22 protein-coding genes are annotated in these 20,449 nt (G+C 67.9%); 10 read left to right on the top strand and 12 right to left on the bottom strand.

The window, feature by feature from the left end:
- Positions 1 to 33: 33 nt before the first annotated feature.
- Positions 34 to 645, top strand: coding sequence for a TetR/AcrR family transcriptional regulator (locus FHS44_RS09120; RefSeq protein WP_184713540.1), 612 nt, complete (start codon positions 34 to 36; stop codon positions 643 to 645).
- Positions 646 to 688: 43 nt separating this feature from the next.
- On the opposite strand, the gene FHS44_RS09115 is transcribed toward FHS44_RS09120, so the two are convergent.
- The 3 genes from FHS44_RS09115 to FHS44_RS09105 all read right to left on the bottom strand — a co-directional run bounded on the left by FHS44_RS09115 (position 689) and on the right by FHS44_RS09105 (position 3,523).
- A complete protein-coding gene (locus tag FHS44_RS09115; RefSeq protein ID WP_184713539.1) occupies positions 689 to 1,765 on the bottom strand; it encodes a protein kinase family protein in 1,077 nt (358 codons plus the stop codon).
- Positions 1,766 to 1,905: 140 nt separating this feature from the next.
- Complete coding sequence (locus FHS44_RS09110) at positions 1,906 to 2,277, bottom strand: hypothetical protein (RefSeq protein ID WP_184713538.1); 372 nt, start codon at positions 2,275 to 2,277, stop codon at positions 1,906 to 1,908.
- Positions 2,278 to 2,674: 397 nt separating this feature from the next.
- Positions 2,675 to 3,523, bottom strand: a complete 849-nt coding sequence (locus FHS44_RS09105; protein ID WP_184713537.1) for a helix-turn-helix transcriptional regulator — start codon at positions 3,521 to 3,523, stop codon at positions 2,675 to 2,677.
- 126 nt (positions 3,524 to 3,649) lie between these two features.
- On the opposite strand from FHS44_RS09105, the gene FHS44_RS09100 reads away from it, so the two are divergent.
- Both FHS44_RS09100 and FHS44_RS09095 read left to right on the top strand, forming a co-directional pair.
- Positions 3,650 to 4,429, top strand: a complete 780-nt coding sequence (locus FHS44_RS09100; protein ID WP_184713536.1) for an NAD(P)H-dependent oxidoreductase — start codon at positions 3,650 to 3,652, stop codon at positions 4,427 to 4,429.
- 225 nt (positions 4,430 to 4,654) lie between these two features.
- Positions 4,655 to 5,251: an HD domain-containing protein gene (locus FHS44_RS09095; RefSeq protein WP_184713535.1), complete on the top strand. Its 597-nt coding sequence runs from the start codon at positions 4,655 to 4,657 to the stop codon at positions 5,249 to 5,251.
- On the opposite strand, the gene FHS44_RS09090 is transcribed toward FHS44_RS09095, so the two are convergent.
- The 4 genes from FHS44_RS09090 to FHS44_RS42710 form a co-directional block, all read right to left on the bottom strand.
- Entirely contained in the window at positions 5,230 to 5,544 is a 315-nt protein-coding gene (locus FHS44_RS09090; RefSeq protein ID WP_184713534.1) for a hypothetical protein, read from the bottom strand. The genes FHS44_RS09095 and FHS44_RS09090 overlap by 22 nt on opposite strands.
- A gap of 71 nt (positions 5,545 to 5,615) precedes the next feature.
- On the bottom strand, positions 5,616 to 6,590 hold the full coding sequence (locus FHS44_RS09085) for a hypothetical protein (RefSeq protein WP_184713533.1): 975 nt from the start codon (positions 6,588 to 6,590) through the stop codon (positions 5,616 to 5,618).
- 911 nt (positions 6,591 to 7,501) lie between these two features.
- Complete coding sequence (locus tag FHS44_RS09080; RefSeq protein ID WP_184713532.1) at positions 7,502 to 7,846, bottom strand: hypothetical protein; 345 nt, start codon at positions 7,844 to 7,846, stop codon at positions 7,502 to 7,504.
- A gap of 404 nt (positions 7,847 to 8,250) precedes the next feature.
- On the bottom strand, positions 8,251 to 8,487 hold the full coding sequence (locus FHS44_RS42710; RefSeq protein ID WP_184713531.1) for a DUF4158 domain-containing protein: 237 nt from the start codon (positions 8,485 to 8,487) through the stop codon (positions 8,251 to 8,253).
- A gap of 372 nt (positions 8,488 to 8,859) precedes the next feature.
- On the opposite strand from FHS44_RS42710, the gene FHS44_RS09070 reads away from it, so the two are divergent.
- Positions 8,860 to 10,551, top strand: coding sequence for an amidase (locus FHS44_RS09070; RefSeq protein WP_184713530.1), 1,692 nt, complete (start codon positions 8,860 to 8,862; stop codon positions 10,549 to 10,551).
- Here FHS44_RS09070 and FHS44_RS09065 read toward each other — a convergent pair.
- Positions 10,505 to 11,407, bottom strand: coding sequence for a LysR family transcriptional regulator (locus tag FHS44_RS09065; protein ID WP_184713529.1), 903 nt, complete (start codon positions 11,405 to 11,407; stop codon positions 10,505 to 10,507). The genes FHS44_RS09070 and FHS44_RS09065 overlap by 47 nt on opposite strands.
- 117 nt (positions 11,408 to 11,524) lie before the next feature.
- Between FHS44_RS09065 and FHS44_RS09060 the strand changes: the two genes are divergently transcribed.
- From FHS44_RS09060 to FHS44_RS09045, 4 genes are read left to right on the top strand one after another with little or no spacing between them, the layout of a single operon-like run.
- Complete coding sequence (locus FHS44_RS09060) at positions 11,525 to 12,616, top strand: FAD-dependent monooxygenase (protein ID WP_221460616.1); 1,092 nt, start codon at positions 11,525 to 11,527, stop codon at positions 12,614 to 12,616.
- A 56-nt stretch (positions 12,617 to 12,672) separates the two neighbouring features.
- Positions 12,673 to 13,905 carry a serine hydrolase domain-containing protein gene (locus tag FHS44_RS09055; RefSeq protein WP_246435382.1) on the top strand — a complete coding sequence of 411 codons (1,233 nt, stop codon included), beginning with the start codon at positions 12,673 to 12,675 and terminating at the stop codon, positions 13,903 to 13,905.
- A gap of 17 nt (positions 13,906 to 13,922) precedes the next feature.
- Positions 13,923 to 14,735 (top strand): SDR family NAD(P)-dependent oxidoreductase, encoded by an 813-nt coding sequence (locus FHS44_RS09050; RefSeq protein ID WP_184713527.1) that lies wholly within the window; start codon positions 13,923 to 13,925, stop codon positions 14,733 to 14,735.
- Between the two features lie 45 nt (positions 14,736 to 14,780).
- Positions 14,781 to 15,137: a hypothetical protein gene (locus FHS44_RS09045; protein ID WP_184713526.1), complete on the top strand. Its 357-nt coding sequence runs from the start codon at positions 14,781 to 14,783 to the stop codon at positions 15,135 to 15,137.
- Between the two features lie 311 nt (positions 15,138 to 15,448).
- On the opposite strand, the gene FHS44_RS09040 is transcribed toward FHS44_RS09045, so the two are convergent.
- Positions 15,449 to 16,336: a LysR family transcriptional regulator gene (locus FHS44_RS09040; protein ID WP_312863578.1), complete on the bottom strand. Its 888-nt coding sequence runs from the start codon at positions 16,334 to 16,336 to the stop codon at positions 15,449 to 15,451.
- A gap of 347 nt (positions 16,337 to 16,683) precedes the next feature.
- Between FHS44_RS09040 and FHS44_RS09035 the strand changes: the two genes are divergently transcribed.
- Complete coding sequence (locus tag FHS44_RS09035; RefSeq protein ID WP_184713524.1) at positions 16,684 to 16,992, top strand: EthD family reductase; 309 nt, start codon at positions 16,684 to 16,686, stop codon at positions 16,990 to 16,992.
- Positions 16,993 to 17,082: 90 nt separating this feature from the next.
- Positions 17,083 to 17,964, top strand: coding sequence for a PhzF family protein (locus tag FHS44_RS09030; RefSeq protein ID WP_184713523.1), 882 nt, complete (start codon positions 17,083 to 17,085; stop codon positions 17,962 to 17,964).
- Between the two features lie 138 nt (positions 17,965 to 18,102).
- Here the strand turns inward: FHS44_RS09030 and FHS44_RS09025 are convergent, their stop codons facing one another.
- From FHS44_RS09025 to FHS44_RS09015, 3 genes are all read right to left on the bottom strand, one after another.
- Positions 18,103 to 18,885: a class I SAM-dependent methyltransferase gene (locus FHS44_RS09025; protein ID WP_221460615.1), complete on the bottom strand. Its 783-nt coding sequence runs from the start codon at positions 18,883 to 18,885 to the stop codon at positions 18,103 to 18,105.
- A gap of 182 nt (positions 18,886 to 19,067) precedes the next feature.
- On the bottom strand, positions 19,068 to 19,481 hold the full coding sequence (locus FHS44_RS09020; protein WP_184713521.1) for a hypothetical protein: 414 nt from the start codon (positions 19,479 to 19,481) through the stop codon (positions 19,068 to 19,070).
- A 146-nt stretch (positions 19,482 to 19,627) separates the two neighbouring features.
- The gene (locus FHS44_RS09015) at positions 19,628 to 19,951 is read right to left on the bottom strand and encodes a hypothetical protein (protein ID WP_184713520.1); all 324 of its coding nucleotides are present in this window, start codon (positions 19,949 to 19,951) and stop codon (positions 19,628 to 19,630) included.
- Between the last annotated feature and the right edge of the window lie 498 nt (positions 19,952 to 20,449).

Below are 20,449 nucleotides of genomic sequence, written 5' to 3'. Positions count from 1 at the left end.
GGAAAGTCTCCGGGGACGAGGGAGAGACCGACGATGCCGAAACAGGTGGATCACCGCGGACGCCGCGAAGCGATCGCCCGCGCGCTGTGGCGGGTGGTGGAACAACGCGGCGTCACGCATCTGACGATGCGCGTGGTGGCGCAGGAGGCGGGCATCTCCCTCGGGCAGTTGCAGCACTACTTCGCCTCCCGGACCGCCATGCTCTCTTTCGCCATGGACTTCGCGTCCGAGCAGACCTCGCGGCGCGTCAAAGAGGGCCTCAAGAAGCTCGGTGACCGTCCGCACCCCCGTGACGTGCTGCGACTGACGCTCGTGGAAATGCTCCCCCTGCATGCCGACGCCCGCGCGACCAGCCGGATGAGCGCCGCCTACGTCCTGGAAGCGCTGCACGACGAGACCGTCCATGAGCAGGCGCGCCGTGGCCTCGTCCAAGGACGGGCCCTCGTCGAGCAGTTGGTCCGCCATGCGATCGCCGACGGGCACATCGCCCCTGACCGCGACCCGGCGACCGAGACCAACCTGCTCCTCACCCTCACCGGCCTCACCCCCCTGATCGAACTGAACGTGATCAGCCCCCAGGACGCGCTCACCGCGATCGACCTGTATCTGGACAGGCTGTTCACCGGGAGGGACCGGAGCGCGTGACCCGGGACCGTGCGGTAGGCAGCGGCCGAGGCGAGGGTGTGGATCAGCTCGGGGTTGTGGCGCCCAACTGCCGTTCGAGCTCCGCGGCCGGGAACGGCGTCTTCTTGCTCTCGGTGAACAGACGGCGAAAGAAGGAGTCCAGGACGACGGTAGGGCGTGCGTGCCGGTCGATGATGGCCGCGATCTCGGGCGGGATGTCGCCAGGTCGCCGACCTGCGATCCAGTCGTGCAGGAAGGCTTCACGTTCCGTGTCACCGCGCACACCGTCGAGCAGGTGATATTGGAGCAGGTGGCTCGCGGTGTAGCAGTGGTCGTACGCGAGATGGTCCGAGAGGAAGCCGGACTCGTCCGCCGAAAGGTCGAAGCGGGAGCTCAGAGCAAGCCCGAAATCAGCGAAGTAGAGCTGTCGGCCATCGGTCAGGATGTTCTCGAAGTGAGCATCGAAGTGGACAAGTCCGCGAGAACTCATGAAGGCGGTTCCGCTCGTCAGAGCTTCCTCCACCCAGCGGAAAAGCGAACCGTCCCCACCCTCGGGTGCAGCGGTTTTACGGTGGTCGGCCAGCCATCCGGCAAGTGTGTACGGCACATGCTCCAGGAAGAGCACCAGGCCGCACGAGGATCGGCCGATGGCCTCCAGCCGGTCACGAACGGCGGGTGATCCCTCCCAGTGCGCGACGGCTCCTTCCAAACCCCCGAACTCGTCGGTGAATCCTTCGGGAGGGGAATCAGGCAGAATCCGCCAGTGGTACATCAGGGGGAATCCCGCATACTCGTCGCCGAGAACCCAGTTCGTGGTCATGGTGTGTACGGCAAGCTCCCGCCAGGCGCCGAACCCGGCCGAGCCCACCCCGTACTGGTAGAACATCGGCAGTTCGAAGACATTCGCCGTCGATCGCACGTTCTCCGGACGCAATTCGATGTCCGTCAAAGGGATCCGCTTGACGAAGACGCGCGTTCCGTTGATGTCCAGCTCCGCCGACCTGCCGCCGATACCCGACCCGAGCGGAGTAGCGGCTGCCACGACCTCCCCGAGCCGGTGGTCGCTCAGCAAGGACAATTGAGTGCTCACGGCCCCATAACCAGCCAGGCGCGCGTTACGCAGCAGATCCTGGTTTAGCATCGACGACTCCTCGGCGCCCGAACCAGGGCTTCGGCGATCGCACGTACGGCATCGACCTTACGTTGAAAGGTCAGCCACTCTCACAAACAGCCCTTCTCAGAACAAGACAAAGAACAACGGAGCCCCACCCTCTCCAACGTCTACCGGACAATAGAGACGGCACACGCCACCTGGCGGTAGCCATACGTGAATCCCCCGACTCGCTGCAGTTCATCAACCCAGTCGAAAAGGTCCTCAATCACGGTTTTCGCCCCGGCGGTCAGTTGATCGACCAACGCGGTGGTGTGAGGATGTGCCGGATACCGCCAGTGCCTGAATGCCAAAGTGCCCTCACCAACGCCCCAAGCGCACTGCCCCGCCGGAATCACCCGCCACATCGTGGGAAACCCACTGTCCACGTACGGCTGACCGCCGACGAGGGCGAGCCGTACACCAGCCACGTCCAGCGGCGTGTTCATCGCCCGATCCGCCTGCTCAACAGCGCCATCTGCACGAACCCGGACGGTGAGCACGCCTACCTCCTCGCCGGGCGGGACCTGCACGTGCCCGGCTGCCCCAACCCTGAAAGCAACCATTGATCGCACGAAGGTGCTTGGCGCCTACAGTGTGCGACCAGTGCCAGACCCACGGTTGGCACAAGGTGACGCTGCCGGTCAAGATCGGGCTCATCGGGACCGATTCGCCGAATACGCCCTCTGCGAGCAGCGCAACGGAGGATGGCGGGTCCGCGAATGGGCCGAGGAGCTGGGACTGACGATGATCCTCTGTCTCTGTTCTGGTGGCCTTCGAAAGCCGAGTCAGCGACCGGCTGACGAACATCTGGGACTCGGCCTGGTCCCGGTGTTCATCCCAGGCGAGGCAAGTGAAGCCCGCCGATCGCCGCCGCTGACCCCAACGGCTTCGTGTGACTCATGGCGCGTTCGTCACCGGCAGGTCTTCCACCGTGGGATGTCCGTCTCCGCTGAGCGTACTCAGCAGGCGCAGCCCGTCCTCGGTAGGGCTTCCGGGTGTCGCGGACAGCACCAGCAGTTCCATGCCTGATTCATCCGGCAGTGCGAAGTTCTCCTGGTGCAGTTCCAGGAGTCCGACCAGCGGGTGCTGGTACGCCTTGCGTCCATGGGTGCGGGCGCGCACGTCCGCGCGGGCCCAGAGGCGGCGAAAGCGCGTGCTGCCCATCGCCAGCTCGCCGATGAGCGAGGTCAGGCGCGGGTCGTCGGGGTACTTCCCGGCCGCCAGGCGCAGGTGCCCGACCACGTCGAGGGTGCAGTTCTCCCAGTCGGCGTACAGGCCGCGCTCGGCCTCCTCAAGGAAGATGTGCCGGGCGGTGTTCAAGCCCGGTATCTCCCGGCCGAAGAGGAGCCCGGCGAGGCGGTTCCCGGCGATCACGTCCAGCCGGTGGTCCATGATCAGGGCGGGCGCGTCGGTGACCAGGTCGAGTACGTGCAGCAGTTCCGGCCGCAGGCGCCCGCTGGGCGACTTCGCGCGGCGGCGGCGCTGCCGGGCCAGCCGGTACAGGTGCTCACGCTCGGTCTCATCGAGGCCGAGGACACGGGCGAGCGCGTCGAGGACCTGTTCGGAGGGCTGGGTGGCGCGGCCCTGCTCCAGGCGTACGTAGTAGTCGACGCTGACCCCGGACAGGTGCGCGACCTCTTCCCGGCGCAGCCCTTCGACGCGGCGGCGGCTGTCGGTGGGGATGCCGACGGTGGCAGGGTCGACCCGGGAGCGCCGGGTGCGCAGGAAGCCCGCGAGATCGTCCATGCCTCCAGTATGGCTCCGGTGACGTACGTGAGGGTGGCCCTGCTGATACCAGGAAGAAGAGCCCCTGAACGACGAGGCCCCGGTGGTCGAGCATCTATGGCGAACACCTTGTCGAAGGGAACAGTCATGAAGGCGCTCATCGTCTACGCCCACCCCGAGCCGCGTTCGCTGAACGGCTCTTTGAAGGACCTCGCCGTGTCCACTCTCGAAGCCGCCGGGCACGAGGTGCGGGTGAGCGACCTGTACGCGATGAACTGGAAGGCCGTGGTGGACGCGGCGGACTTCGGCGAGCACGCCACGAGCCCGCTGCGGGTGATACCGAGTTCGGCCGGGGCGTACGACTCCGGCGCGCTCACGCCCGACGTGGCGGCCGAACAGGAGAAGCTGCTGTGGGCCGACACGGTGATCTTCCAGTTCCCGATGTGGTGGTACACGATGCCGGCGATCCTCAAGGGCTGGGTGGACCGGGTGTTCTCCTTCCACTTCGCGTACGGCGTCGGAGCGCATGACGAGACCCGCTACGGCGAGCGTTTCGGCGAAGGGACGTTGCAGGGGCGGCGGGCGATCCTGTCGGTGACCATCGGGGGCCCCGAATCCCACTACACCGATCGCGGGATCAACGGTCCGATCGAGGACCTGCTGTTCCCGATCCACCACGGGATCCTGTACTACCCGGGCATGGAAGTGCTGCCGCCGTTCGTGCTGCACGGCGCCGACAAGATGACCCGCGGCGACGTCGAGGACGCCGCGAAGGCGTGGAAGGAGCGGCTGCTGTCGCTGGAGACGACCGAACCGATCGCGTTCCGGCGCCAGAACTTCGGTGACTACGAGATCCCGTCACTGCGGTTGAAGGAGGGCCTGGAGGTGCCGGGACGTAAGGGCTTCGGCCTGCACGTGCGGGATTGACCACCCGCATCGGAGCGGCCGGTGACAACAACCCGAGCCCCGAACGGGCCCGCCAACGTCATCGGCCGTTCGGTTCACGGCGTACCGGCGGATGAGGACGGTGACGTGGTTCGGCGTCGAGCACGACAAATCAACGGCAGCGCGATAGAACAGCATCCGAATTCATGGAATGCGTATCCGGTCAAGGCGCAGAACGCCGTGTTCACCGGTTGGTAGAATCTCGGAATGCGGATTCCGACAGACGAACAGATTCGTGCGCTCCATGAGAAGCACGCGCCTACCCGGGAGGCCTTCGATCTCGTCTATATCCACTGTGAAATCGTGTGCTGTATCGCAGAGCAACTTCTCGCACGTACCGGATCCGATCTCAACAGGGATTTGGTGCGCGCGGGAAGCCTGCTTCACGACATCGGGGTTTATCGGCTGTACGGGGCCAGCGGAAAGCTGGATCACACACGCTACCTGCAGCACGGCGTACTCGGCTACGAGCTTCTCCTTGAGGAGGGGTTTCCGGACGAGATCCGCCGCTTCTGCTCCTGTCACACCGGCATGGGGATCAGCCGGAGCGACGTGCGAGAGCAGGGACTTCCCCTGCCCGTCGCCGACTATATGGCTGAGTCGGGTGAAGAGAAACTAGTGATGTACGCCGACAAGTTTCACAGCAAGACCACCCCGCCCACCTTTGTGTCCGCTGTCTCCTACGCCGCCCAGGTCCGGCGTTTCGGCGAAAACAAAGTCGTCACTTTCAAAGCGATGTGCGAAACCTTCGGTGTCCCTGATCTCGCGCCGTTCACCACCGCCTACGGATATGCCCTGGTGTAAGAAGGCGCCAAACCGGTCATCCCTCCTCGCGCGCCACCACGATCGAGCAGGCCGCCCTCGCGCTGGAAGGCGCACGCGAGCACCGCGCTACCCAGGAGGAAGGCTTCACCGTCTGCTACCTGGTCACCGCCCCTGGCTATGAGGGTGATCGCGCCGTCGAGAGATTTGGCGTAGCCCAGCGTCTTGGGATGGGCCGGGTTGGTGCCGGTGCCGTACCCGAGAACCGTCTTCAGGGCGGCGCAGGTGAGGGTAGGCGCGCCCGGGAGAGGCGGAGCGGTGACGTCGGCCGTCACAGAGCGACGTTGTCCTGGATGGACAGGCACTCGCCTGCGTGCTCAACGACGCGCTCGCCGTGGCTATCTGGTCACCCGGTGGCCGGACGGGCGCGCAGGACGTCAACCGTGCCGTCGGATTCGGGCAGACCAGCCGGGCCGCGGGTGACAGCCGTCCTGCTGGACGGCGGTGCGGTGATCGCGGTGCGTGAGCCCCAGCCGGAGTAGGAGGTGACGGTCTCGCTGGTGAAGAAGCGTCCGTCCTGCCGGTTCTCCCAGAACGACACCACTCGCAGGGGCAGCCCCTTGTCGTCGACGAAGACACTCCAGTTGAGCTGCAGGGTCCGGTCAGCGGAGTCCATGCGGCCGTTGAGCGCCTCCCGGAAGGTGGCAGAGAGCTTGTACATCGCGGCGAAGGACAGGGCACCGGCGTACTGCAGCTCCCAGTGCTTCCTGCCGTCGGGTTCGCGAAACTCATACCCGTCGCCCTTGCGGTTCTTCTCAGTGATCAGCGCTTTGGCGGTGGCCGGTTCGAAGACGTTGAGCAGTTGGTCGCCGTAGGCGGCTGCGGCGCCGCTGACATTCTTGAGGCGCGCCCAGTTCTTGCCCTGGGGCAGCACGGGGTCATACAGCCTGCCGGAGGCGTACAGGTGGCCACCGACGCTGATGGAGTGGTGCCAGGAGGTCTGCGGCAGCAGGCTGGCGACGTAGGCGTCCCCGCCCTTGGCGGTGTCGGCGGCGATCTGCTTGGCCACGCCCGTGCCGAAGGACAGCCGCCGCCAGGTCTCGGCGGCCAACACGCCGGGACGGCCCAACCTCAGGCGGTCTTTGCGTTCGACGTTGTATCCGGCGCTGTAGGACATGTGGTCGACGATCCGGCCGCCGGGCATCCGAGTTGAGCTTTTCTCGGTCAGCGCGACGCCACCCCCGGCCGCCAGGCGGGCCTGGATCGCCCGCAGCGCATCGGGCCGCGGCCGTACTCGGGCTGCGTCGGCGAAGGCGGTCGGCGCCGACGCGCAAAGGACCAGCGCCGCCAGGGCGGCCGGGATGAGGGACTGCCGATTCATGAGCGAAGGTTCCTTATCTGAGGGAAACAGAAAAAGGGAGAATTCCCCCACCAGGGGTGATCTTTCCGTGTTTCCTGGTGAACCGCGTGCTCGTGATCGTTTCGATGCCTGCCATGATCCTTGATGTCCCATATGGGGGTATATGGGAGCATCGCGTGCTGGTTGGCCGGTGCTGACCGAGGTCGTCGGACTGATCTCTCGCACGCGAAGGCCGTAGAGACCGTCGATCGCCCCTTGGCCCGGCTGACTACGCGGCCGTCGAGGCCGGAGTTCCCGCCTCGACCCACCGGGCATATGCCGCGTCACCGTCTGTGCGCGAGCACGGGCGGGGCGGCGCTGCCGACGACCGCGCAGACCGTCACCGAGTACGCCGCCCACCTGACCGTGCCCCGTCGGCGAAGACGGGGTATCCGCTTGCGCGCTCCAGCATCGAGCGGACGCTGACCGCGATCCGCTCGATGCACAAGGCCGCTGACGTGGTGGCGCCGGAGACCTCCGGCGCCCGCAAGGTCCTGCCCGGGCATCGCGAGGAACTCGCCCTGGCCCCGACCCGGCCGCGACGGTGCGCAAGGCCACCCCGATGCTCCCGGCCGAGATACGCCGGATGCTCACTCCGCTGGACCGCACCGCCCTGGCCGGGATCTGTGATGCGGTCCTGGTGCTGCTCGGCTACGCCATCGCCGCCCGGTCCTCGGAACTGGCCGCGCTCAACATCGGTGACGTCACCGAGACGGCCGTGCCGTACGGGCCTAACTCGGCCACCTGCCCGGTGCGCGGCCACCCGTGCCGTATGGCCGCGCTCGCCGAACGCCGCCCACCAGGCCCTCAGTATCGCGTGGACGCTGCTGGTGGCGAACCTTCGAACGCCTCACGTCCCCAGTCTGAAACCAGCCCCTGCCGAGGCTCACCACTCAGGGGCGCCCCCACCTGGGGATCAGACGCTGAATGATGCCGCCGAACGAATGCCCGGTGCCGGGGTGCGGCTCCTCCTCAGGTAGCCAGAGTGGGTCATGACGACCCGGTAGGGAGTCGTTCATCGCGGTCCGTACCGCGGCCACCTCGGTACGGGTGACCTTGGCGATCTTCACGGCGAGAGCCGCGGGGGTGGAGATCACGGGAACCCGCGGCGGGCTGAGCCAGATCTGCGGCCCCCGCTCCATGGCGTCGTACCCGGCGCTGTCGCGGGTGAGCTGCGCATACCAGGTCTTCAGTGCCGGGTCCCACCCCCAGACGCTTTGGTTGCGCCATCCAGCCAACTTAAGGTTGTACATCGGGTATGAAGGCATGTCAGCTCACATGGGCGCCGGAACGGAAAATGGGTGTGTATCCAAATCGCTACTTTATGGAATATGTCGGGGTGCCGGCATGGTTTTCCGTGATCACCCATCGGTAATCCCAATTTGGGAATGCCGTATCTGGGGGAACGTCCTGACCTAAAAAGCAAGGGCTCGGCAGATCGACTTGCTCCGACCCATGGCGTGGGCGTGACAGCCAACGAGGGCCCCAAGACGCCGGGCGCATCCCATGCCGCCCCCTGCCCAAGGCGATCGCCTGGATTGTGGGGATTTTCGATGTCATCGCCGGTGTGGGCAGCTTTTCGGGGGCGGGGCTCCTCCAAGCGGTGAGCGCCGGGACTACCACAGGCCCGTCCCCAACGTTGTCACAGCCGTCCAGCAACCCAATCTCGACGCCGCACCGTGTCTCTGCCGCCCAACTTTTCCAGTAACAGCTCCTTGCAACGGACCGTTCCGATCTGTACGGCGACGCCAAGGCGATGCGAATCGGTCCTCGATCTCGCGATGGCATCACGGTCGAACGGGTCCAGGAAGAAGAACTTCTCCAGATCAGGACAGTGACGGCAGGTCGGTGAACGCCCCGTAGGCAGCCCTCTGATCACCAGACAGAAACTCGGCGGGCACGACCCGAAAAACAGGACCAACGGTTAACTCGAAATAATTGTCGCGTTGTAAAACGAATGATTCGCCTCGCGGCAGCACCATGATCGTTCTCAGCGACAACCGCTGCCTGTCGGCTCCTCAACCCCGGAGTACGTCACGCACCTGGCCGCCGCCCTCGCCCGCGCCGCCGTACGGGCCGAATGAGACTGACCCTGTGCGGAGCCCGCCGGAGACCATGGGGGGTGGTCGCTACGGCACTCCCGGGTCATACTCCAGATGGCACAGTCAGCGGCTGTTCACGGTCGGCGGGGCCGTATGCGCATCTCCCGTGTTCGTACATCGAGGCGCCAATCGGTGACGAGGAGGCCGATGTGGCACGACGAAGGCGAAACCGGCACACCCGAGCGGCGGCCCTGGCGGTCGGTGTCGTTCTCCTGACGGCACCCGCGGTCACAGCCGAAGCGACGGCGGGCGACGGCGCAGGTGACCGGGCGGCACCGAACGACATCGCCGAGTGGGTGGTGGACATGGACGCCACCCGGTTGCGCGGGCTACTGGCGAGCGGCCGGGTCACCTCGGTCCGATTGGTCAAGGCGTACCAGGCACGCATCGACGCCTACGAGCAGGCGTATGCCGACCAGCCCGGTGTCAACGCGGTCATTCGCATGGACCCGACGGCGATCGCCGATGCCGCCCGGCTCGACGCCGAACGCCGGCGGGGGCACGTCCGCGGCCCGCTGCACGGCATCCCGATCCTGGTCAAGGACAACTACGACACGGGAGACCTGCCTACGTCCAGCGGTTCGCTGGCGCTGAGGCGCTGGCGTCCCGCCGATGACGCCGAACAGGTCGCACGGCTGCGCGCGGCCGGCGCGATCGTCGTCGCCAAGACCAACCTGCACGAGTTCGCCTCCGGCGTCGAGACCATCAGCTCGCTCGGTGGGCAGACCCGCAACCCCTACGACCAGACCCGCAACCCGGGCGGCTCCAGCGGAGGCACGGGCGCCGGAGTCGCCGCCGGTTTCGGCGCGGCCGGGCTGGGCTCGGACACCTGTGGCTCCATCCGCAGCCCGGCGGCGCACAACAGCCTGGTCGGCCTGCGGCCGAGCCAGGGCCTGTCCAGCCGCGACGGCATCGCGCCTCTCTCCAACACGCAGGACGTCGGTGGCCCCATCGCCAAGTCGGTCAGCGACATCGCACTGATCCTGGACGCCACCGCCGGGTACGACCCGGACGACCCGTCCACCAGGGCGTCCATCGGGCGGATCCCCCGCACCTACACCGCCACGCTGAATGACACCGCCCTGGTCAACGCCCGCGTCGGCGTGTTCACCGACTACCTGAGCACGTCGGGGCCCGCGCAGGTCACGACGGCGCTGGTCCGGGCGGCCGTCGGGGACATGGCCGCGCAGGGGGCGACCGTCGTCGATCTGCCCGCCCAGCCCGCGCTGACTTCGGCGGTGGACGACTCCAGCGTGTTCGCCGACGAGACCGAACGCGACCTCAACCGCTATCTGGCGGCGCCGGGCTCACGGTTCCCCCGTTCGCTGGCCCGGCTGGAGCCACCGGCCGACGTCGTGACCCTGGCCGACATCGTCACCTCCGGCCAGGTCACGCCCACGGTCCTGAAGCGGCTCAAGGAGCGGCTGGGCACCTCGACCGGCCCGCAGGACGCCTACCACCAACGGCTGGCCCGGCGCGCGCAGGCGCAACAACTGCTCCACAAGCTGTTCGAGGACAACGACCTGGACGCACTGGTCTACCCGGCGGTCCAACAGCAGGCCGCGCCGATCGGCCAGCCTCAGGAAGGACTCAGGATCTGCGCCCTCGCCGCCAACACCGGGTTCCCCGCCCTGACGATCCCGGCCGGCTTCACCCCAGACGGCATGCCGGTGGGGGTCGAACTACTGGGACGGCCGTTCAGCGAACCGGCACTGCTCGGGCTCGGATTCGACTACGAGCAGGCCACACACCACCGCCGACCACCGGCAAGCACCCCGCCCCTGACGGGTGGCGTCAAGGAGCGGCCGGGGCCGGTGGGAGCGGGCCCAGGTCGCGGATGATCCCGGCCAGCGCCCGGATGGGCTCGCCCTCCGTCTCGCTTCGCCACACCAGCGCGTACGGCAGCGGCCCCATGTCGGTGACCGGCAGGTAGGTGATGTCCGGCCGTACCCAGTAACGAGTCATGTGGGAGGGGAAGAGCACCACGATTTCGGCCATGCTGGCGAGGGTGATGGCCTCTTCCGTGTCCTGCACCACGGGGCCACGCTCGATCGTGCGGCCGCGACGGGTCTCGCGCGGAATGTAGGCGTCGTACCAGTAGTCGGGCCGGGTGTCGGACTGCGGATGCTGGAAGTCGGCGGCGATCTCCAGCGAGACCGACGTGCGCCGGGTGAGCTCGTGGCCGGTGGAGACGGCCAGCACCCGGGGTTCGGCGAACAGGACCGGCCCCACGGTGAGGTCCGGCTCGTCGACGGGCAGCCAGGTGATCAGAGCGTCGATGTCCCCGCGGCGCAGCGTGGCGAAGGCGTCGCTGAACTGGGATTTCTGGACGCGCAGCTTCCACTGCGGGTACCGGAGGCGAAAGACGTCCCAGTAGGGGCGCAGGTCGTAGGCGTTGGCGGGCAGCATGCCGACGCGCAGGGTGCCGGTGATGCCCCGGCCGGCGAGCTGGGCGCGCTCCACGCTGTCCTTCAACCCGGCGTAGAGAGGCCGAAGGTCGTCGCGGAGCTGCTGTCCGACCGGCGTCAGCCGTACCGTGCGATTGGTGCGTTCGAACAGCGGGGCGCCGATCTGCCGCTCCTGCTTCTGGACCGCCTGGGTGACGCGGGCGGGTGACAGGCACAGCCGGGCGGCGGTGCGGCCGAAGTGCAGCTCCTCGGCCAGGGTCAGGAAGATCTCGATGTCACGCAGTTCCACGCCTGACCTGCTCCGTTTACTCCCACTGAATGTGATCTTTCGCCATTCATCGTTGTTCCGGGGTTAACCGTACTTGATTCTCGAATCGCACGATCTATTCGTTCGATGGAGCAGGTTATGGACGTCCTCATTTCCGGTGCCGGCGTCGCCGGGCCCGCCCTGGCGTACTGGCTGCGCCACCACGGGTTCACCCCCACCGTGGTGGAGCGGGCCTCGCGGATGCGCACGGGCGGTAGTGGGGTGGGTTTCCGCGGTGAGGCGCTGGACGTGCTGGACCGCATGGCCCTGCTGGAGCGGGCCCACGCGCTGAACACGCACCCGGGTGACGCGCGTGACGGCGGCCCGTGCGCCCTGGAGATCCTCAGGGGTGACCTGATCGGCCTGCTGTACGAGGCCACCCGCCGGGAGGTGGAGTACGTCCTCGGCGACTCGATCGCCACCCTGGAGCAGGACACCGACGGCGTGCGGGTCACCTTCGAACGCGGTCGGCCGCGCCGGTTCGACCTGGTGGCCGGTGCCGACGGGCTGCACTCCCGGACCCGCTCGCAGGTCTTCGGGCCGAGAGAACGGTTCGTCCGGCACCTGGGCCTCTACACGGCGGCCTTCGGCCTGTCCAGCCAGCGTGACACCGGTCTGTTTCACAGCATGCCGGGCAAGGCGGCTGACCTCCTCAGGGCCCGCGACGACGGCGAGGCGCGCGCGGTGCTCCACTTCGCCTCCGGATCGCTGACCTACGACCGCGACGACGTCGCGCAGCACAAGCGCATCGTGGCCGAGCGGTTCGCCGGTGAAGGCGGCCGGATCCCGCACCTGCTGGAGGAGATGAGCAGGGCGGAGGACTTCTTCTTCGACGTCAACGCCCAGGTGGAGATGGACCGCTGGTCCTCAGGCCGGGTGGTGCTCCTCGGGGACGCCGGTTACTGCGCGGCTCCGGCCTCGGGCCACGGCGCCTCCCAGGCGCTGATCGGCGCCTACATCCTGGCCGGTGAACTGGCCGTCGCCGACGGCGACCACACGTTGGCGTTCGCCGCCTACGAGCGGGAGATGCGCGGCTTCGTCGCCGAGCACCAGCAGCTTGGACGCGAGGGGGCCGACCGGTTCTTCCTCGGCGCCCCCATTCGGGAAGCGCCTGACACGACCGCCGCGGAGGCGACCCTCGCGCGCATCGTCAGGCTGAGGAACTACGTCTCCAGCCCCGCCGCGACATAACCACGCCGTGAACGGTCCTCCGAGTTTCGCAAGATCAACGAATTGTCAGGAGTCTCATGATGGAACACAGCGACAACGGTTTCTCCGCGGCGGGGCTGCGCAGGCTGCGCGAGGTGCTGGCGAGGCACGTCGAGTCGGGGAAGATCCCCGGCCTGGTCGCCCTGGTCAGCCGGGGCGGCCAGACGCACGTCGAGACGTTCGGGACCATGCAACATGACGGTGGCGCGCCGATGCGCCGGGACACGATCTTCCGGATGGCCTCCACCTCCAAGCCGCTGTCGATGGCCGCGGCGATGGTGTTGCTGGACGAGTGCCGACTGCGGCTGGACGACGTGGTGGACGCGTGGCTGCCGGAGCTGGCCGGTCCGCGGGTCCTGGCGCGCCCCGACGCCCCGCTGGACGACACCGTGCCGGCACGTCGGCCGATCACCGTGCGGGACGTGCTGACCTCAACGTTCGGGCTCGGCATGGACATGACGTCGCTGGGCACGCCGATCATGAACGAGATCTTCGCCCGGGGGCTCACACCCAACCTGCCGGAGCCGATGCCCGGGCCTGACGAGTGGATGCGCCGCCTGGGTGAGCTTCCGCTGCAGTACCGGCCCGGCGAGCGCTGGCAGTACCAGCTCAGCAACGACCTGGTCGGGGTGCTGGTGGCCAGGGTCACCGGCCAGTCGTTCGAGGAGTTCCTGCGCGAGCGCGTCTTCGAGCCCCTCGGTATGAAGGACACCGGCTTCCACGTCCCCGCCGACCAGATCGACCGGCTGCCCACCCTGTACGCCCCCGACCCGGCCACCGGCGAGTTCCTCGCCTGGGACGAGCCCAAGGGCGGACGGTGGAGCCGACCTCCGGCGTTCCAGAGCGGCGGAGGCGGCCTGGTCTCCACCGCCGACGACTACCACGCCTACTTCCAGATGTTGCTCAACGGCGGCACCTACCAGGGCGACCGGATCCTGTCGCGGGCCGCAGTCGAGCTGATGACCACCAACCGGCTCACACCCGAGCAGCAGGCCGTACGGCACGCCATGGCCACCGGCAACGTGCACATCTCCTTCGGCCAGGGGCAGCAGGGCGGCTGGGGCCTGGGCATGGCGGTGCGCACCTACCGCGGCGACCACACCCCGATCGGCCAGTTCGGCTGGGACGGCGGCAGCGGCACCTCGGCCTACGCCGACCCGGCCAACCAGCTCACCGGCATCCTGCTGTGCCAGCTCGGCTACACCGTCCCCAGCCCGGCACACCTGGTGAGCGACTTCTGGACCACCCTCTACCAGGCCTTCGACAACTGATGTAAGGAGCGAGTTTCATGCGTGTTTGGTTCATCACGGGCGCGTCCAGGGGGCTGGGCAGGGCGTTCGCGGAGGCGGCGCTGAGCAGGGGAGATCGCGTCGTGGCCGCGGCCCGCGACGTGGCGCCGCTGGCGGACCTGAAGGCCCGCCACCCCGACGCCCTGGCGTGCGTCCCGCTCGACGTCTCCGACCGCGCCGCGGCGCACGAGGGCGTGGAACGGGCGGTGGCCGCGTTCGGCAGGCTCGACATCGTGGTCAACAACGCCGGCGCGATGTTGTACGGCATGCTCGAAGAGGCCACGGAGACCCAGATCAGAGCCCACTTCGACGTCAATGTCCTGGGGCAGATCTGGATCACCCAGGCCGTGCTCCCCCACCTGCGCGCCCAGGGTTCGGGCCACATCCTCCTGGTGACGACGATGGGCACGGGCGGCGGGATTGCCTCGGCCGGTCTGTACGCGGCGGGAAAGTCGGCCATCGACTCCCTCGGCCAGGCGCTGGCCATGGAGGTCGAGCCCTTCGGAATCAAGGTCACCATCGTCCAGCCGGGCGGCTACAACACCGGACTGTTCACGACCGGTATGACGGCCACCACGCCCGATCCGGCGTATGACCCGCTGCGGGCGAAGCTGGCCGAGATGTGGGGTGACGAGGCGGGGCCCGACCCGAGCACTGCCGCGCCGGTCGTCATGCGACTTGTGGACCTGCCCGACCCGCCCCTGCGGCTGATCGTCGGCGGCCAGTCCTTCGACCTGGTCCACCAGATGAACCAGGCCAGGGCCGAGGAGTACCGCGCCTGGGAACACCTCAGCCGCCTGGCTCCCGGCTGACAGCCGCGTCACGACACGACAACGACACGAATCGAGAGGTCATTGATGACGAACCACCACGATGCCACCCGGCTCACAGAAGAACGACCGACGGAGAACGCCCACGTGATCATCATGGGGGCCGACGAGCAGCGCCTGGTCACCGAAGCCGCCCTGGCACGCCCGTCCACGGTTGACCGAAGAGACCTGGCCAGGCAGCTTTCCGCACTGTTGCGCGAGCCGAATCAGACGGACGACGACGTCGACGCACCCCCGGCCATCTCAGCGCAGGCGCAGGCGACGCTGCGGATTCCGGGCGAAGCCGACCGGCCGCGCCCCGCCCCGGAGCCGGTCAAGTCTTTCCCCGCACCACGGGCCGTCGTCGTACGGCCCGCTCGGACGCCCCACCGCCGGGGCCGGTGACGACGTCGTTCTGGGCCGGGCCGGTGTGCGGGTAGAGGGTGCGGCGAGTAGGGCGTGGACACCACGCGTCTGGTACGGCGGTGACGCCCACCGGGACGCTGAGAAGCCGGGGGCGTCCCCGCGCGTCCTGGCTCACCGGGGTCTCGGACGTGCTCGACACGTAGGTGCCGACGTATCGGGAGGCGTACGGCGGAGGCACGGCCCGGGCAGTTCGACACTGATGGCGCGGCTGAAGTGCTTCAACCGGATGGGCTGTCTCCCCCGGCTGGAGGACGTCGCCGCGAAGTCCGTCCCGCCTGACCTTTTGCGCGTCAGTCCGGCAGCCAGTGCAGCTCGTGCGCCAGGGTTTTGGCGACGGCGCGGATGCGGCGGTGCAGTGGCGACTGCTCGCGTGGGAGGACCAGGTGGATCGTCAGGCTGGGCGCGCCCCTCAGTGGTCGCCAGGTGAGACCGGCCGGTGATGCCGTGACCGCGGCCTCTCCGGCCGGGGCGAGGGTGACCCCGTCGCGCAGGTCGCGCTGAGACATGTCGAAAGAGACCGCGGGCGTGTGGAATCGGGGGTGTGGTCGGGTGTCCCGGAACAGTGCGGCCAGCTGATCGTGGATCACGGGATTGGCCGCACGGTCCGGGAGTCGCAGCGGATACGCGGCCGCGTCGGCGATCTCGATCTCCGGGTGTTCGGCCAGCGGATGGTGCCGCGCCAGCTGGACCCCGGTGCGCTCACGCCGCAGCAGGAACCGGCGCACGCCACGGCCCGGCTGTTCACCGCGGGTGATCCCGGCATCGATGCGGCCGTCGGCGACCGCTGGGGAGATCTCCGGTGTCGCCATCGGGACCGCGCCGACCTCGAGTCCGCTGTTGCCGCGGATCAGCCTGTCCACCAGGGCCGGTGCCGTCTCGGCCCCGGTGCTGAGGCTGTATCCGATACGGAGCGTGCCCAGTTCACCGGCCGCCGCGCTCCGGGCGGTGTCCCATGCCCGGTCCAGCGCCGCCAGCGCGGGCGGCGCTGACTCCGCCAGAGCCGCACCGGCCGTGGTCAGGGCGACGCTACGCGTGTTGCGGACCAGCAGGGCCGTACCGAGTTCCGCCTCCAGTCGGCGCATCCGGGCGCTGAGTGCGGGCTGGGCGATACCGATTCGTGCGGCCGCGCGGGTGAAGTTCAACTCCTGCGCCAGCACCAGGAAGTACCGCAGGCTCACCGTGTCCGGCGCCACGCGCCCTCCCCATCGATTGATAACGATCCGTTCTGAGTCTAGCCCGTACCGGTCTTTCCCTCGCCCGCACATCAAGCCCTAACCTGCGCATATGGCGATTCAACCGACCGCGCATACCCCCGATTTCGAGTCCGCCCTCACGGCTCCCGCGAAGGCCGCGGCCACCGAACCCGGTGTGCTCGACCATGGATTCCGGCGCGACCCGACCCACCCGGGCCCTCCCGTCGTGGCCGGCCACCGACTCTCACGCGCTCTTCAAAACCACCTCCGTCCTCACCCAGTTCGCAGGAGCTCCCAGGTCACCGGGAGTGTTTCTCTGGAAGGAGGTCGTCATGCATAAGTTGGTGGTCCTGTATTCCAAGCCCGTCGACCCTGACCACTTCCGCGACTACTACGTGACCAACCACCTTCCGCTGGTCATGAACTGGCCCGGCCTGCTTGCGTGGCGCTACAGCTTCGACGTGGCGGCCACGGGAGAAACGCCGTATTTCGCGGTCTTCGAAGGCGACTTCGCTGACGCCGCCGCCATGACCGCGGCGCAGGGGTCGCCGCAGGGCCAGCGGCTGGCCGCCGATGTCGCCAACTACGCCACCGGCGGTGCGGTCATCATCCACTATCCGGTGCAGGACGGCACCGGCTGAGGCAGGCCGGGACGCGTTCGGTCGGCCGTTGTGGTCAGGTCCGACCATCGGCGGAAGGTTGCCGGTTCGTTGAGCGTGAAAGGTGGGCCGATGTCCTGGCCGGATGTCACGGTGGTCGATGCGTGCGTACGGCGCGACGGCAGGGGCGGCAGCCCCACGGCCGTCACCGACGACGACCCGGCGGCGACGGACGCGGACCGGTGTGCGGTCGCCGCCGCGGCCGGCACCTCGCACGCGGCGTTCCTCGGCCCGGGGCGGACGCCGGACGGTGGCTGGCCGGTCCGGTTCTTCACCGCCACCGCCGAACTGTCCGGCTGCGGCCACGGCACCGTCGCCGCGCAGGCCGTCCGGTTGACCCGCGCCGCGCTGGGCAAGCTGAACGACCGCCAGCACACCGGCGGACGCACGTTCGACACCGTCGCGATCCGCCGCCCCACCGGCATCGAGGTGTGGTTCGACCAGGGCCTCGTCGCGCTGCGTCACCCGGCGCCGGACGAGCGCGCCGCGATCGTCGCCGCGCTCGGGCTCACCGCGGACGACCCGCATCCGACCGACGCGCCACGGATCGCCGCGCCCGGCGCACCACGCATGCTGGTACCGGTCCGCGACCGGTCGGCGCTGCTCCGAGTCCGCCCACACCTCGGCAGGCTGACAGCGGCGTGCCTGCGGTACGGGCTCCTCGGCTGTTTCGTGTACGTACCGCCGGTGGGCGACCGACCGGGTGCGGCGCGGATGTTCGCGCCAGCGATCGGTGTCGACGAGGACGTCGCCAACGCCAACAGCACCGGCTGCCTGGCCGCCCACCTGCTCGACACGACAGGCGCGCAGACGATCGCGATCGAGGTGGAGCAGGGCGACGCCCTCGGCCGACCGGCCAGCGTGCTCGCTTCGGCCCGACGCGGACCGGCGGGCATCACGACCCGGGTCGGCGGGTTGGCGGTGATCCGCGACGGACACCGAGGCGACGACTAGCTCGGCCGTAACCTGCTGGAAGGGCTGATCGTCTCAACGACCTGTTCCAGAAGGCATCGCCTCCGGCGAACACACCGAACGCTCCTCCATCCTCGACCTAGCCCTCACCCGTAGCCGCCCAAGGGGCATTCAGCATAGTCATCGATCGCGGTGGGCGAGGGTAAGCATGTGCCCGCTGACCCCAAGGAGCGACGGCACTGATTCCATCGACCGCAGCGCATCCAGCATGAGGGTGCGACGCTCTGGATCGTCAAGCCAGTCGTCGACATCCCCGTACAGCCAGAAGGCACCCTGGAGTCCGTAGTGTTTGACTTCGGGAAATCCCGCGTCGGCGAACTCCAGCGGAATCTCCTCGGGCTCGTGGAAGTATGCGGTGAACCCTGACCTTGGCGACCGCATGATCCCGCCCGCGGCGGCGCTGTCGGCTGCTGTGCGGAACCCGTCGTCAAGGTAAAAGCCCTGGCGTACTCCATCATGGACGGCCGAGTAGCGGCTGATGGTCGCTGCCACCACCAGACCGCCGGGCCGTACGGCACGCCGGGCTTCTGCCAGAGCGCCAACTCGGTCGGCCCGCTCGGTCAGGTGGTAGAGCGGGCCCAGGAGTAGAACAACGTCCACGCTCTCATCCGGCACGGGCAGTTGCCGTGCGTCGCCCAACCGTGCGGCTATCCCGGTTAGCTCGCGCGCCCGCTCCACGTGAAGTGGGATGGGGTCGAGCAACTCGACGTCGTACCCATCGGCGGCCAGCCACTTGGCATGCACGCCCGTGCCGCCGCCCACATCCAGCACCCGAGCCGGCGTCGGCGGAAGCATCCGGCGCAGGACATCTTGTGTCCGCCAGAACTCCAACCGGCCACGCCCTTCTCGAAGGCGGCCGTGCTCTCTGTCCTGCTCATAGTAAGCGCGCAGTTCGTGCAGCATCGCCATACTCAATCATGACGGAAGGCTTTTGAGCCCGCTCCAGGCCGAGGCCGACCCGCGTCATCCGAGCGCCGTATCACTTCAAAGAGACAAACAAGCCAGCCGCCTTCACGGTAGACGTCACCCTCGATGTCGCCTTGTGGCATGGAAGTGCCGATGAGGTCGCGGTCGCGTGTTCGGGGTCAGTCCCCCAGGGTCAGCTGCAGGGACATCGTGATCTGCGCGGCGGTGTACTGCAGACGCCCGCGATGGCTGATCTCGATGCCGTAGAACGGCCGGCCGCCCGGGACGTTCTGCACCGAGAACGGGAAGACGCAGAGGGCCAAGCTCTGGCTGTCGGGCTTGCCCGCCTCCAGGCTACCGAGGGCGATTGTTTTGCTGGCCTCGTCGGTGATGACGACCTGGGTGCCTTCCCGGATGTCGGAGTACCCTCCGGTCGTGACGCACGACTTGGGGTCGCCGATCAGGGAGCTGCCGGGGACGCTCATAGTGCCGCCGACGGTGAGTGGCGCCGGGGCCGGTCTTGGCACGGCGATCGGTATGCCGGAGCATCCGGCGACCAGGGCGATCGAGGCGAGGGGGAAGGTTCTCCGCATGGTGACTCCTGGCGAGAAGCTGAGGACGGAGAGTGGACGTCGATCATCGAAGATCGGTCGTCCAGAGGAGTGCGCCACATCCGTAGTTCTCTGAGTAGGGCCCCAGCAAAGCCGAGGCCTTACCAGACAGGATCACGGCACTGGCGTCAGCAGTTGACGATGTTCGTCACCTCTCGCTGATTCAAGACGTACTGGAAGACGAGGAACTGGCCAACGGGCACGCACTCGGTGCGTTCGTAGCGCCATCCGCCGTGATCGGGGTTGGGGGATGACTTGACGCGGTACTCGAAGGCGTACCCGCCGGTACCGCCAGTGCAGATGTAGTAGACGGTGCCGCCTGTGGCGGTCACATTCTCTTTGAACATTCTGCAGTCGGTGGGGTCGGCGTGCGCGGGGGTGGCTGTGGCGAGGAGCGCAGTGGCGGTGAGGAGGGTGGCGGCCAGGGCCGCGGCGTGCTTTCTGATGTGCATGTGCTGACCTCCAGCATGTTGGCTGGTGCGTGGATGGTCCCTTGAAGGTGGTGCACTGTTAAGAAAGCTTCCTAAAGGGAAGATGGCTGGCTGTCGGGTACTCCGTCAAGCCTCCTGTCAGATTCCGGGCGCCTGTAAGAGATGCATGTCCTTCGAGGAAGCCCGGGATGACGCCGCCTGGTACGAAGATCCGCACCGGCCGCTGCACCGCTGGCACCGCGTTGCGGTCGCGACCTCCCCGATTGGGTGTGCCAACGATGGAGGCCCAGGACTCCTAAGTTCCTGTTCCTAAGCCGGTGATCATGAGCTTGGTGATCAGCCCGCGTGGCGGTGGAGCAGTCCAGGGATAAGGGCTGGAGGGCTTTGAACGTCCGTGTGTGAAGGCGGCCTTCTCAGTCGGCGGAGTGCTGGAAGCCGCGCAGGATGGCGGTGAGTCCCATCTCGAAGTGGTCGTCGAGGGTGGTGGCGTCGGCAGCTTCGGCGAGCAGGTTGTAGTCC

It is taken from the genome of Streptosporangium saharense, from assembly GCF_014203715.1.
GTDB classification, from domain to species: domain Bacteria; phylum Actinomycetota; class Actinomycetes; order Streptosporangiales; family Streptosporangiaceae; genus Streptosporangium; species Streptosporangium saharense.
The sequence above is the reverse complement of the archived record's forward strand: the minus strand, read 5'-3'. Positions and strand labels throughout refer to the sequence as shown.

Coding starts and splice junctions, on each gene's coding strand:
- FHS44_RS09120 (WP_184713540.1), top strand. CDS start 34: ATGCCGAAACAGGTGGATCACCGCGGACGCCGCGAAGCGATCGCCCGC.
- FHS44_RS09115 (WP_184713539.1), bottom strand. CDS start 1,765: ATGCTAAACCAGGATCTGCTGCGTAACGCGCGCCTGGCTGGTTATGGG.
- FHS44_RS09105 (WP_184713537.1), bottom strand. CDS start 3,523: ATGGACGATCTCGCGGGCTTCCTGCGCACCCGGCGCTCCCGGGTCGAC.
- FHS44_RS09100 (WP_184713536.1), top strand. CDS start 3,650: ATGAAGGCGCTCATCGTCTACGCCCACCCCGAGCCGCGTTCGCTGAAC.
- FHS44_RS09095 (WP_184713535.1), top strand. CDS start 4,655: ATGCGGATTCCGACAGACGAACAGATTCGTGCGCTCCATGAGAAGCAC.
- FHS44_RS09085 (WP_184713533.1), bottom strand. CDS start 6,590: ATGAATCGGCAGTCCCTCATCCCGGCCGCCCTGGCGGCGCTGGTCCTT.
- FHS44_RS09060 (WP_221460616.1), top strand. CDS start 11,525: ATGGACGTCCTCATTTCCGGTGCCGGCGTCGCCGGGCCCGCCCTGGCG.
- FHS44_RS09055 (WP_246435382.1), top strand. CDS start 12,673: ATGATGGAACACAGCGACAACGGTTTCTCCGCGGCGGGGCTGCGCAGG.
- FHS44_RS09050 (WP_184713527.1), top strand. CDS start 13,923: ATGCGTGTTTGGTTCATCACGGGCGCGTCCAGGGGGCTGGGCAGGGCG.
- FHS44_RS09045 (WP_184713526.1), top strand. CDS start 14,781: ATGACGAACCACCACGATGCCACCCGGCTCACAGAAGAACGACCGACG.
- FHS44_RS09035 (WP_184713524.1), top strand. CDS start 16,684: ATGCATAAGTTGGTGGTCCTGTATTCCAAGCCCGTCGACCCTGACCAC.
- FHS44_RS09030 (WP_184713523.1), top strand. CDS start 17,083: ATGTCCTGGCCGGATGTCACGGTGGTCGATGCGTGCGTACGGCGCGAC.
- FHS44_RS09025 (WP_221460615.1), bottom strand. CDS start 18,885: ATGCTGCACGAACTGCGCGCTTACTATGAGCAGGACAGAGAGCACGGC.
- FHS44_RS09020 (WP_184713521.1), bottom strand. CDS start 19,481: ATGCGGAGAACCTTCCCCCTCGCCTCGATCGCCCTGGTCGCCGGATGC.
- FHS44_RS09015 (WP_184713520.1), bottom strand. CDS start 19,951: ATGCACATCAGAAAGCACGCCGCGGCCCTGGCCGCCACCCTCCTCACC.